The organism is uncultured Campylobacter sp. (genome assembly GCF_944323605.1).
GTDB lineage: Bacteria > Campylobacterota > Campylobacteria > Campylobacterales > Campylobacteraceae > Campylobacter_D.
The window spans coordinates 1-14,090 of record NZ_CALUTC010000021.1 but is presented as its reverse complement, the minus strand read 5'-3'; the positions used below and the strand labels follow the sequence as shown (position 1 = coordinate 14,090).

Below are 14,090 nucleotides of genomic sequence, written 5' to 3'. Positions count from 1 at the left end.
TATTCTAGGCATAAATACATCTTCTTTTATATTTAATTCTTTGTATAGTTTTTTTGTATTTAGTTTTTTATTTATTAAGTCTTGTTCTTTTAGTCTTATATCCAGCTCACTTACAGGAGGCAACAAATTTAAATTTTGAGAAATGTATTTAAAAGGCAAAGGTAGATTATCTACATTTTGTCCTAGAGATTTTTTTATATCTTTGTATAAGGATATGAACTCTTCATTATTATTTTCGGCCTGCAAGGAGTATTCTATAAATTTTAAAGCTTTATTTGTATTGTTTTGAAACAAAGCTATTTTAGCCGCTATATAGCTTATATAAGGGTATTTTGGAGAGGCAGCATTGAGGTATTGATCAAAAGTTTTTTCGTAAGTCAGTATTTTACCATATAATTTACGAAGTAAAATAGATAAAAATTCTTCTTTTCTTTCAGTTAAAACTATCTTTAGGTATCTATCAGCTCTTTGAATTTCAAGATATTTTATGAGTGTATCAACTATCATTATCCTATAAGCAGAATTGGCATAATCATAACACAAAGCTTTGTTTAATACATCAAGTTTTTCTGTAATGGAAGCATTAAGCTGATTTAATAAGTTAAAATAAATAACACAAGATGCCGCTTTTTGCAGAGGGTGAGTCATAATTCTATCGAAGTAATATTTTATAGCGTCGCAATTTTCTTTAGATGTGAAATAATTATAAAAATTTATTGCTTTTATCTTTCCAACATGTATAGCAAGAGAAGCATATCCAGAGATTGCAGTATATATTAGTATAGAAGATTTTGATAATAAATAATTGTCAAAAAATACTTTTTGCATTTCATTTAAATTTTCTGTATAAAAATCTTCGGAGCTAAACAAGGTATCTTTAGGGAGTTTTGCACTAAAGTATTTTTTAATAATTGAAACCGTATCTTTATCTGGAGAGAATAAAATAATTTTTTTATTCTCTTTTATGTTTTTTTCTATGAAATGACATACTATTTCTACTGGAAAGTTTCTTGAGAATACAATAGGATCAAAGCAAAATTCTCTAAGGTACTGTTCATATACTCCATCTCCATTTCTTATATGTATAGCTATAAAATCTCCTATTTTTTGCATTTTTTCGTCTATATATTTCATTATATTTTTGTATTTTTCTTTAAAAGGAAATTCCTTGAAAATTTTAGGGATATTTTCAAAATAATCTTTTTCGTCTAAGTCTTTCAAAACAGTACTATTGATAAACCAACCATTTCCTATTACATATCCATAATATTTTTCATATGGCTTTTGATATAATTCATCAAAACTTTTAAATGTAAATAATTCTGAATGTAACATACCTTTTTTATTATATGAATGTTCTTCTAAAAAAGATTCTTCAAAAATTTCTTCTTGAGTATCCACTAAACATCCACCAGGGAGATCTAATTTACCCCAAGTAAAACCAAATTTAAAGCCAGTTTTCTTAGCTAAATACATCGCTGTTATAAGAGCATGCATTCTGGCTCCAAATGCATCAATTCTACTAGCAATTAATATACCCTTATATTTTCTTTTAAAGGCTTGAATATTTGTTATGTTTTTTATATTAGGATAATGCAGTTTAAAATTGGTGGTTTTGTACTCCTCATTTAAATGCAATACAAGTTCGTTTTTTTCATCTGCTAGGAAGCATTTTTTATCTATTCGATTAAAATTCGTATCATCAAGATATTCAAAAGATATAATTTCTATGTCTTTGTCATTAACTTCTGTATTAAATATTATTTTTAAACATTCTATATCATGCTCTTCGCTTATTTTTATATCTATAAAAGAATATTGTTTATTTATATATACATTTACTTCTTCTAAATCATTTTTTTTCCATATAAAACTTGTCTCTCTTTCGCAAAAATACATAAAACTCCTTTATTGTTTTAATTTTTTATCCTTAAATTTTTTAACTATGCTATATGCCTCAAATGGGAATTTGATAAGGTCAGCCCCATTTGTTTTTTATATGCTTTTATCAAGACTTGTCTAGCTGATAGGAAAGCGATTCTTTAAGATTCGTCTATTTCTAATATATAGCATATTTCTTTTTCATTATTTAGCACTTTTTCTCCCTCTTCCACTCTTTATATACTTTACTTACTCTAAATAAAAAAGTAAAAGGATGTTTTACAAGTAAATTTCCTAGTCTGTAAGTAAGTTGATTATTTTTTATCTTTAAGGCTTCTTTATAATCAGAGTAGTAGTTATGTAAAGGTTCAGGTCTTATACTAGCATTAGAAAATGCTAGTAAAGAATTTAACATCTTTGATATAAAGTGCATTAGATATATACAAGGTAAGCTAAAAGGTAAAATAAAAATCTTAGCTTTATTATTTTTTATAGATAAAATTTCTTGTCCTAGTCTATATGATAAATGAGATTGAATTTGTTTTTTTGCTCCATCTTTAAGAGGATTACTTAAATTTTTATATAAAATTTCCTCATAAAAAGGTGTCTTTCTAGCGTATGACCACCATATATCTGCTTTTTCTATAAAAATAGAAGTCCACGGCTTTTCTGTAAATTCATAGTGAATTATGACCGGATCTTTTTTTGCTTCTTCATACATATCATAAACATCTTTGGGGAGAAAAGTGTGTAAGTTTTTAAAATAAACTTCGCATTGATATAGATTATATTTAGTATGTAAAATTTTAGTCTTATCTGCAAATAAGGAATTTAATACACATTGATCAACCATAATAGGCTTTTTTAACTCTCTTAACTTTTCTAAACAAAGCCCTAAAAAGTCCACACTACTGCATTTTTTTATATTAAAAAGTAAAACTCCACCACCAAAATACTTAGCTTTATCTTTTAATCCTAATTTGTTTGATATATATTCATTTATATCCACGTCTAAGACAAAATCAAAATTTTTGATATGTCCAGTAATTATAGTATCTTGTATTACACCTAAAAATTTATCCTCTAAGTTTGTATCAAACAAGTCTTTTAAATCTTTTAGGACAATGGTATCTGCATCTATATAAAGTGTTTTTTCATAGTTTTTAAATAGTTTTGGTATAAAAAACCTAAAATATGTCTCAGCTTTCCAATGATGTAGCAAATACTTACTAAAATCTACAATATTTGCAAATAAATAAATATCTACAAATCTTATTGAAAAATTATTCAAATCACTTATCATAGATAGAAGTTTTTTCATATGAACTGTGTTTATATTATTGTTATGAAGTATGACTATATCATAATTCGTGTTTGTATCTGAGTTATCTATAATCGATCTTAATAATACCGAAAAATAAGGAACATAATTATCATCAAACACACAACACAAGCTAACATAGTTTTTGTCAAAAGTAGGCTTTAAATCATATAGATTTTTAAATATTTCTTTATCATTTCCTAAACACTCTTTATCTATGAGCTTTGTATATTTATACATAAACTCATCATAAAAAGGCAATTTTTTAGCATAAGAAAACCAAATATCGTTTTTATATTTTATGTTGTAAAGCCATGGTTTAGTTTCTCCAGAATAATGTATAATAATTGAATTTTTAAGTGCATTTTTTACGTCTTTTTTATTTTCTTTTATATTGTTTATAAGACAGTTGTATTTCTTATCAAGAGGCTTTATCCTATCTTGCAAAACTATATTTATAGTATCTTTATCTGGAAAAAGTAACAAACCTTCATTGCTAAGATAGGTTTTAAAAAACTTTTTTTCTATATCATCTTCACGCCATTTTTTAAGATTACAAAGCATTACGCCTGTATTTACATAATTATTCTTTTTCTTTATATTGAGTCTATTTTGTCTGTGATAGATTAAACTTTTTGTTTTGCATTCTTCTATAACCCCAGCCATATAATACTCATCTATATCCACTTCCCAAAGTTCTGCTAAATCTCCTGTAGCTATCAAATCTGCATCTAAATATATACATTTGTCTAAATTTGGCTTTAAAGAAGATAGTAAAAATTTATAATTTGCCTCAAAAGATACATGAGCTTGAGATGATTCTATCTTTTTTGTAAATACACTTTCATCTACATCTATAAATTCTATATCATAGTCTTTTATATGTTTTAATGACTGTAGTTTTTCTTTATCTTCTTCTTTTAAATCTTTACTTAATATATAAAAAGATATCTTATAATCTTTACTTAAATTACTCAGTATAGAACTAATACAAATAGAAGCTATATATGTATATTTACTATTTATATTAAAAAAAGTATGTATATGTTTATTTGAATTCATTTGTTTTCTCCTTCTTCCACTCTTTATAAACCTTACTTACTCTAAATAAAAAAGTAAAAGGGTGTTTTATTAAAAGTTCTCCTAGCTTGTAAGTTAGCTGTTTTTTTACCTTTAAAGATTCTTGATAGTCGCTATAGTTTTCTAGCTTTGTTAATTTTAAGTCCGGATATATTTTTACCATAGTATTATAGGCTACTTTATCACTTTTATAAGCTTTAACAGCTTTTCTAAGCCTAGAAAACAAAGAAAAAGCTGATGATAAAGATCTAGTTTTTAACAAAACTTCTCCAAGTCTATAAGATAAGTGCCTTTTAGTCCTATCAGCTGCTCCATAAAGATTTACTAAAGATTTTGCAAAAAGCTCTTTATATCTGCTTTCCAATAAAAAACTATATGGAGTATATTTTATGTAATGCCAATATCTTTTCCAAAGTGGATTATAAACTCCACGTTCATCCCAAGGTTTGCCAACGCCTGTATAGTGTATTATTACAGGGTTTAAATTTGCGAAATGTAGGTCGATATGATTGTAGCTTGTTTCATTTGTATTATTTGTCAAGGTTGAGAATTGAACATTAAATTTTGGATTTAACTTAATACATTCATCTTTAAATGCGTGATTTAAAACATCTTGATCTTGATACATTATCATTTCAGATAGAGTAAAAACCTTTGTGTTAAAAAGTAGCTTATCAATTACACGCTCCTCTCGCCATTTTTTTGCATTTACTAACAAAACACCTGCATTAAAAGGGTGTTCTACATCAAAAGATTTTTTATAGTATTTATATGAGTTATAGTTGCCATCATCCACTACGCCTACATACTTTCCTTTAAAATCTGAGTTATAAAATTTGTTTAAGCTATCCTCAACTATGCAATCCACATCTAAGTAGATTAATCTATCTATATTTTCATTTACATTAGGAAGTATATATCTAAAATAAACCTCTTTTGAGGTATGCTGCATTTCAGGATTCGAGCTCAAATTCAACTCTAACACCCTTTTATCATTCACTTTTACAAAATCAACACTAAAATTCACTTTTACAAAATCAACACTTTTTTTTAAACTTTGTATATAACTTTTATTGTATTCGCTTAAACTTCCATCATTTAAAATATAAAAATGAAAATCATCAAGTGGAGTTGAGTTTTTAAGTATAGAGGCTAAAAGCACACAAAGGTGTTGTGTGTAGTCATTGTTTATGGTAAAGAAAATATTTATAAGGCTTTTTTCGCCCACATAAAGTTTAATAGCCTCATCGTAAGCCTTTTTACTTATAATATTTTTTACGTCCCTTTCTTTCATAAGAAGTAGCAAGTTATAAAGATCTTTAGATTTAATACTATCTCGGTGCAAGGCATAAGAATCTATTTTTTCTAATATATCTTCAATCTCTTCTTCATTAAAAAATCGTTGTAAATTTTCTATTCTTACAGTCCTTGCACCGATATTTTGCTTTTTTTGCGTTTCTGGTTTTGAGCTGTATGAATCATTATCAAAGCGATATAAAAGTAATACCTCGTCTAAATTTGTTATCTTTCCACCGCATTCTAAAATTTGCATATAAAATTTATAATCAAGAACATAATTGTAGTCCTCTAAAAATTTTATATTGTTATTTTTTATAAATTCAGCTCTTATCATATTAGTTGATTGAGCTATAGGATTATGAAAATGTAGCAATAAAGACATAAGCTCTGCATCAGCTGATACAACCCAGTCATTACCTTTTACAGGAAAACTCTCTATAAGTGTCCCAAGCAGTGTTATATCTTCATTTTTCTCCATATAAGCTACTTGCTTTTCAAATCTTTGAGGCAAAGATATATCATCATCATGCATAAGAGCTATATACTTACCTTTTGCTAAAGAAAATAATTTATTATGCGAATACACAAAACCCTTGTTTTTTTCATTTTGTAAGGCTATGATTCTCTTATCTTTTTTGGCATATTCTTTAACTATCTCGTATGTATTATCTGTAGAATAATTATCTAATATGATAAATTCAAAATTAGCATAGGTTTGATTTAATATAGATTCAATTGCTGTAGCTACATACTTTTGTCTATTATAGCAAGGCATAACTACTGATATTAAAGGTTGGTTTAATTCATTGGACATAAAAATTCCTTATCTTGATAATAATTTATAAAATTAAGATGTCAAAATTCAATAAAGTTTAAAAATACATCAAAATCCACACACCAAAGTATAGTTTAGAAAAGAGACATAAAGGTTGCACCTTCATAAACCATGCTTTTTAATCTTTTAAATATCTATATCCTCGATTCACAAGGAATTTTATAATTTATCTGCTTTTGTATTGAAAATGGCTGTTTTCAAACTTTTTTAAATATTTTTGTTAAAAAGTTATAATCTTTAATATATCTAACCCTTACCGAAATAGGCAAAGGGATCAAAATATCCCGTTTTTATGATAACCACTAGTCAAAATTATACTACATTTTTTTTCATTTTTTTACCTAAAATTCAAAAAAAAAAAAAAAACAAGTTTTTAAACTCTTTTCATATTCTAAAAAAAGGATAATTAAGAGCTTTAATTTGTGGATAAATTCTTACTTAATCATACATAAAAACAAATCCTAACCCCCAGCCCTTCTTAAACAAAACTTAAACCCACATAAAAAGTTTGAAAACAGCCATTTTCAATACAAAATGAAAAAATGAAAGAATTAACTTAGAAGCTGAATATTTGGGTATTTGAAGAGCTTGGAAGGTAAATTTGGAAAGGAATTTAAAGAGAGTAATAACATCAAGAGTTTGAATTTAAATGCCTGAAACTTGAAAAAGAATGTTGGCAAAAAATTAAAAAAGAAAAATGAAAAGATTAGTAAAGATTTAAAAAAGAAATAAAACGCAAAAAAGAACTTTAAAAAAAGTGAATATAAGAAAGGTTTATAAATAATGAAAGATAAAAACAATATAAATGAGTTAATAAATACTAAAGCAAATGAAGAAAAGATAGAAAATAATATTTCTCCAAAAGTTTCAATAATAGTTCCCATATACAATGTAGAAAAATATTTAAGACAGTGTCTTGATAGTATAGTAAATCAAACTTTAAAAGATATAGAAATAATATTAGTAGATGATGGTTCTACTGATTCTTGTCCTAGTATATGTGATGAATATGCTAGTAAGGATAAAAGAATAATAGTTATTCATAAAGAAAACAAAGGTTTGGGTGCTGCTTATAATACAGGACTTGATATAGCTAAAGGAGAATATATAGGTTTTGTAGAATCTGATGATTGGATAGAAAGCAATATGTATGAGGAGTTGTATAACAAAGCAGTGGAAAGTGGTAGCGACTTAGTTAAGTGTATGTTTTACAAATACAATTCTAAAGCGAAGAAAAAAAGTATTCCATATAAGCAAAGAAGAGCTGATTTTGAATTAGATAAATGTACTAAAGACAGTGCTTTTAAGATAAATGAATGTAAAAAATTGCTTATATATCATTCATCTATATGGGCTTCTTTATATAAAAAAGATTTTGTAAGCAACTTAAGATTTCAAGAAAGTAAAGGAGCTTCTTATCAAGATTTTCCTTTTATGATGGAAGCTCTAATGTTAGCCAAAAGTATAAGTGCTGTTAAAAAAAGATTATATCACTATAGGCTTGAAGAATGTAATCAAGCCTCTATGAATAAAACAGATAAAAGTCTTTTTAAGATGATAGAGCAATGCGAATACTCAAAACAAAGATTAATTTCTTTAGGTGTATTTGATGATATAAAGGAAGAGTTTTACTCTCACGCTATATCTCCTTTGTTTCGCTTTTACTACAGAATACAAGATGATTTAAAACCTTTATTTTTTGATAATTTGGTGAAATTTTTTAAGGATTTTCACAAAGAAAATATGACGTATAAGTATTTACAAGAATATGAAAAGCACTTTTTATCCTGCATTTTAAGTAATGATTTTTCTAAAACACTTATATATGAATATGCTGTAGATAGAGTAAAAAATCATCTTTCCTATAAGATAGGCAAAGCTATTATTAATGCTGATACTTTTTTTAAAAGGATGATTCTACCTTTAAAGGTAAGCAGTATTATCTTAACTCATAAAATGGATAGATTTATATTTAAAGCTATATGTAGAGCAAATCCTGCACTTAAATTGCCCGCGATAGATGGCTACGCAGATTTTTACAAAGCCTTACAACTTAAAAAAACAAATACATATAAATTAGGACAATTTTTTTTAAAAAATCCTTGGAGATTGTATCTTGGGCTAGGATATAAAAAGACTATGAAAAGCGAGTGTAAGCAATGAATAAGAAAGAACCTTACATTTTTTCTGCTAGACCGGATGCATTTGGTTGCAGACTAATATCAGTAATATGTGCTCTATGGATATCTAAAAAATTAAATTATAATTTTTATTTTCATTGGATTAGTGGTAATGACTCTATTAAAAGTAATATGGATAAGGGTATAGATATTGCTAGTGCTTTTTATACAGAAAGTGTCGAAAATATATTTCATGAGTCTTTCATAAAAAAACACCACGTTATTGACAATTGCTGTTATGGCAGAAATTTTAAAGAGAACTTAACGCTACAAGAACTAAAAAAATATAAACAAATACTATATAGCGAAGTTATTATTCCATATGAAATTTTTAAAGGACTTGACAAAAATGAGGTTTTAAAGGAAATTAAAAATATATATGTAAATGATATCATATGGAGTAAAAAATATTATGAAATAATAAAAGATGTTGAATATATATCGTACAAACTTGGAGATTTTATAGCGATACATATGAGAGGTGGAGAACATATATACACAAAATACAACCAAGTTCCATTTTTATGGGCTAATCTTCACCATTTTCCATATGAAGTAGCTTTGGAGATAGCAATTAGTATGGGAAATAAAAATAAAAAAATAGTTCTGTTCGGACAAGATTTAAAAGCTAATGAAAAGCTTATAGAATGTGTAAATGAAATAAATCCAACAATTATAATAAATACAATAGATTCATTGTTGCAAAAAAAATACTCTAAGGAAGATAGAGTGTTTTTTGATTTGAACTGTATAGCAAAAGCTTCACAGATTTATTCAAGTGGTTATTCTAATTTTTCAAGATTAGCCGCATTGATTTCCGGTAAAGAGACACTGGTAACTTACTTTCAGTCATATAACACCGATGAACTTTATAATATCATTTTAAAAAATATCGACTATGTTAATTTGAATAATTTATATAAGGCTTATTCATATTACCGTCTTTATGATTTTTCAACACAGTTAAACAAAGATATAAGCGAATCTATATCTTTTTTGAAGAAAGCTTTAGAACATAATCCTAATAACTACGGGTATATAATAGCGCTTAATGATTGTTATTTTAAAATAAATGAACCTAATGAAGTTGAAAATAATTTAAAAAATATAATCTTGGCAAACAAATTTGAAGAATTTGAAGAGGTGTTTTATGGCATTTATAGCAAAACACTTTGGTCTTATGAATATTATAGCAAAATTCACAACAAGTATTTAGATTGTGCTTCATTGCATAATTTTCCATATATATCTTATGTTGCATCTAAAATTTATCAAAAAGTATACAAAAATAATGCAAAAGCTGTAGAAATTATGAGCAGAGTTATTGTTTATGAGACAAATAATATAAGATTTATAAATTTATTTATCGAATTATTAAATTTGAGCAATTTAATACAAGCAAATTCAGCTAAAGCTAGAATTCACTCTCATTTAGCTTATAAACTAGGGAGTGCATTAATAGAAAATTCAAAAAGTATAAAAGGCTATATAAGACTGCCTTATGTTTTATCTTATATAAAAGATAAACATAAAAAAGAACAAAAGATATATAAAGAAAAGATAAAAGAAAATATAAACTTAAAACTTCCTCCTTTAGATACTTATCCTGATTATAAAGATGCTTTAAAAGAAAAAGAATGTATTACATATAAACTAGGACTTGCTTTGATGAAAGCGGATAAAGAGTGGTATAAAGGTGGCTATATAAAATTTTACTTTGAAGCCAAAAAATTAAAAAAAGAATTTAAAGAAAAACAGAAAGGATAATGAATGAAAATAGGTATTATAGGAGCCGGAATTTCCGGAATGTCTCTAGCTCAACTATTAAAAGATGATTTTGAAGTTGAGATTTTAGAAAAAGAAGTTTTTGTAGGTGGTATAGCTAGAACAAAAGAAATAAATTCTATGCCTTATCACGTAAATGGTGGGCATTGTTTTAATTCTATATATAATGATGTTAAAGATTTTGTTTTTAACAAAATTATGCCGTATGATAAATTTAATCTAATACAAAGAAAAGCTTTAGTTTTATTTAAAGATAATTTTTTGCCCTACCCTATAGAATTTTCCATAAGAGAAATAGATAAATTGGATTCTAAATTGGCATTTGAAATAACCAAACAAATGTTTGCAGCAAGTTATGAAAAGGGTTCTAATTTAGAAGAATGGTTTATAAATCATTTTGGCGAAATCTTATCGCAAGAGTATTTCATACCATACAATACAAAAATTTGGGGAACAAATCCTAAAAATATGGATAATGTATGGATTAAAGATGAAAAACAAATGAAATTGCCAGTTCCTACAAAAGAAAGTTTTTTCAAATCCCTAATATCAAAGGCAGAAGATCATATGCCCCATACTACATTTTATTACCCAAAAAGCAATAACCAAAATACTTTCTTAGAAAGTCTAGCCAAAGGATTAAATATTAAAACACAGTATAAAGTTGAAAACATAGAAAAAAATAGATCAAAATGGATTATAAATGGAGAAAAAAGCTTTGATTTGATTGTAAATACAAGTCCTCTTGATCTAATCCCAAATATTTTAAAATGTGATGACACCATAAATCAAGACTTTAAAAAGCTTAAATTTAACAGAGTTACAACTGTTTTTTGGGAAACAGATTCAAGTCTAGATATGACTTGGACTTACATTCCTGATTCAAAAATAAAATGCCATAGAATTTCAAATATAGGTTCTTTTTTAAGACCAAATGGAAATTCTTGTTCAACAGAAGCAATAGGTAATGTTTCTTATGATGAAATGATCAAAGATGCTAAAAAAATACCTTTTTTAAAAAAACCTCTTGATTATAATGTTACAGAACATGCTTATATATTTTTTGATTTAAATTACTCTAAATCAAAAGAAAAATGTATATCTTATCTAAATCAGTATGGAGAAGGAGGATTTATAAGTCATGGTCGTTTTGGAGAATGGGAATATTATAATATGGACGTTTGCATTAAAAGATCAATAGATCTTGCAAAAGCCATAAAAAGCAAAAATTTATAAATAATTTTTATCATAAATTTAATTATTTACCGCAGATACTACTTTGCAGTAATTAATAATAATTTTATAAAAAATACGTATAATTATGCGTAAAAAATTTTGCTGTAAATCTTAAGGAATTATTATGAAAAAAGCTCTTATAACAGGCTTTACAGGGCAAGTCGGTTCGCAAATGGCAGACTTTTTGCTGGAAAACACAGATTATGAAGTTATTGGTATGATGAGATGGCAAGAGCCAATGGACAATATTTATCACCTAAGCGACAGAATCAACAAAAAAGATAGAATTAGTGTATTTTATGCGGATTTAAATGATTATTCAAGCTTACAAAAACTTTTTGAAAGTAAAAGACCTGATTTTATCTTTCATCTAGCCGCACAATCTTTTCCTAAAACTTCTTTTAATATTCCTATCGAAACACTTCAAACAAATATCATCGGCACAGCAAATTTGCTAGAAAATATAAGAGCCTTAAAGCAAAAAGACGGCTATAATCCAGTAGTTCATGTATGTAGCTCTAGTGAGGTTTATGGTAGAGCCAAAGTGGGCGTAAAACTAAATGAAGAAACGCCATTTCACGGTGCAAGTCCTTACAGTATAAGTAAAATCGGCACGGACTATCTAGGGAGATTTTACGGTGAGGCTTATGATATAAAAACTTTCGTTACTAGAATGGGAACACATAGCGGACCAAGAAGAAGTGATGTATTTTTTGAAAGCACAGTAGCCAAGCAAATCGCACTTATTGAAGCTGGTTTGCAAGAACCAGTTATTAAGGTTGGAAATCTTTCAAGCGTAAGAACTTTTCAAGATTGTAGAGATGCTGTAAGAGCATATTATCTACTTTCACTAGAAAGTGAAAAAGGAAATGTGCCTTATGGAGAAGCTTTTAATATCGCTGGAGAGGAAGCATTTAAGCTACCTGAAGTAATAGAAATATTACTCTCATATTCTCAAATGGGAGGGGGCATTACGATTCAAGTTGATGAAAATAGACTTCGTCCTATTGACGCTGATTACCAAATGTTTGATAATACAAAAATAAAGAGTTTTATCGATTGGAAACCAGAGATTCCGGCTAGAAAGATGTTTAAAGATTTGCTTAATCACTGGAGAGATGAGATAAAGAAAGGCAGAATTCCTTTAAATCGATAGGACTCGATTTAAAGGAAAAAAATGTCTAAAAAAATTTTTATAACCGGCGGTGCTGGTTATATCGGTTCTGTTTTGTGTCCTAAGTTGCTAGAAAATGGGTATGAAGTAAGCGTTCTTGATAATTTATTTTTTAATCAAAACTCACTAAATTATTGTGCTTCTTATAAAAATTTCAATTTTATTAATGGAGATGCATTAGATAAGGATAAAGTAAAAAAAAGAAGTAGCAAAGGCTGATGTCATCATACCTTTAGCTGCATTAGTAGGTGCTCCACTTTGTAAAAAAAGCTCAAGACTTGCTAGAATGTTTAATTATGAAGCTGTAAAAATGATAAGCGACTTAGCAAGCAAATCTCAAATTTTCATATATCCAAATACTAATAGTGGTTATGGTATAGGTGATAAAGATGCTATGTGTGATGAAAATAGCCCACTAAAACCTATATCCCAATATGGTTTTGACAAGGTAGAAGCTGAAAACTATTTGCTTGATAAAGGAAATTGTGTAACTTTTCGTTTGGCAACAGTATTTGGCGTCTCACCTAGAATGAGGCTTGATTTGCTTGTAAATGATTTTACATACAGAGCCTATAAAGATAAATTTATAGTGCTTTTTGAAGAACATTTTAGAAGAAATTATATACACGTAAGAGACGTAGTAAAAGGCTTCATACATGGCATAGAAAACTATGACAAAATGAAAGGAGAAGCTTATAATATGGGTCTTTCTTCAGCTAATTTAACCAAAAGACAGTTAGCCGAAACTATAAAAAAATATGTTCCTAACTTTTATATACATTCAGCAAGTATAGGTGAAGATCCAGATAAAAGAGACTATCTAGTCTCAAATGCCAAACTAGAAGCAACTGGCTGGAGTGCAGATGTTAGCATAGATGATGGCATACAAGAACTACTGCGTGCTTTTTCTATGATGAAAGTTAATCGTTATGCTAACATATAAGGATAAAAAATGCTTGATTTAACAGATATTAAAAAACTTAAAAATGCACTCGATAAACTAGAATACCAACTTGAAAATCATCAGCAAGATAAAAGTGTAGAGGTAAATTTAGCAGAAATTATTGCGAATTTTAAACAAAATTTAGATTTTAATTTATTTAATGGCATAGATGAAAAGCTTAAGCTAATACAAGCTGCTATATGCGATGAAAAAGGGCTTGGTAGATTAAATTTATTGCTAGCAAATGCTAAAGTGCCAAAAAAATATTATGACATTTTTTATAATATGTTACGGGGGGGGGGGGGGGTTGATAAATTAGTTTGCGTTTATTGTGGAGCAAATTCTGGGCTTTTAAG

General features: G+C 27.4%; 7 protein-coding genes and 2 pseudogenes. 6 read left to right on the top strand and 3 right to left on the bottom strand.

What is annotated here, in order from left to right:
• The 3 genes from Q0J35_RS08510 to Q0J35_RS08500 form a co-directional block, all read right to left on the bottom strand.
• Positions 1-1,899, bottom strand: a 1,899-nt coding sequence (locus Q0J35_RS08510) for a hypothetical protein (protein ID WP_297195471.1), incomplete at its 3' end; no start/stop codon positions are given.
• 190 nt (positions 1,900-2,089) lie between these two features.
• A complete protein-coding gene (locus Q0J35_RS08505) occupies positions 2,090-4,264 on the bottom strand; it encodes a glycosyltransferase family 8 protein (protein WP_297195468.1) in 2,175 nt (724 codons plus the stop codon).
• Positions 4,251-6,395, bottom strand: coding sequence for a glycosyltransferase (locus Q0J35_RS08500; protein ID WP_297195466.1), 2,145 nt, complete (start codon positions 6,393-6,395; stop codon positions 4,251-4,253). The genes Q0J35_RS08505 and Q0J35_RS08500 overlap by 14 nt, the downstream gene beginning before the upstream one ends.
• Positions 6,396-7,199: 804 nt before the next feature.
• Here Q0J35_RS08500 and Q0J35_RS08495 point away from each other — a divergent pair.
• From Q0J35_RS08495 to Q0J35_RS08470, 6 genes and pseudogenes are all read left to right on the top strand, one after another.
• Positions 7,200-8,579: a glycosyltransferase gene (locus Q0J35_RS08495; protein WP_297195463.1), complete on the top strand. Its 1,380-nt coding sequence runs from the start codon at positions 7,200-7,202 to the stop codon at positions 8,577-8,579.
• Positions 8,576-10,363 (top strand): hypothetical protein, encoded by a 1,788-nt coding sequence (locus tag Q0J35_RS08490; RefSeq protein ID WP_297195461.1) that lies wholly within the window; start codon positions 8,576-8,578, stop codon positions 10,361-10,363. Before Q0J35_RS08495 ends, Q0J35_RS08490 begins: the two co-directional genes overlap by 4 nt.
• 3 nt (positions 10,364-10,366) lie before the next feature.
• Positions 10,367-11,617 carry an NAD(P)-binding protein gene (locus Q0J35_RS08485; RefSeq protein ID WP_297195459.1) on the top strand — a complete coding sequence of 417 codons (1,251 nt, stop codon included), beginning with the start codon at positions 10,367-10,369 and terminating at the stop codon, positions 11,615-11,617.
• Positions 11,618-11,741: 124 nt separating this feature from the next.
• The gene (locus Q0J35_RS08480; RefSeq protein ID WP_297195457.1) at positions 11,742-12,773 is read left to right on the top strand and encodes a GDP-mannose 4,6-dehydratase; all 1,032 of its coding nucleotides are present in this window, start codon (positions 11,742-11,744) and stop codon (positions 12,771-12,773) included.
• A 21-nt stretch (positions 12,774-12,794) separates the two neighbouring features.
• Positions 12,795-13,734: pseudogene (locus Q0J35_RS08475) on the top strand (NAD(P)-dependent oxidoreductase).
• A gap of 9 nt (positions 13,735-13,743) precedes the next feature.
• Positions 13,744-14,090: pseudogene (locus tag Q0J35_RS08470) on the top strand (FkbM family methyltransferase); the annotation flags it as partial.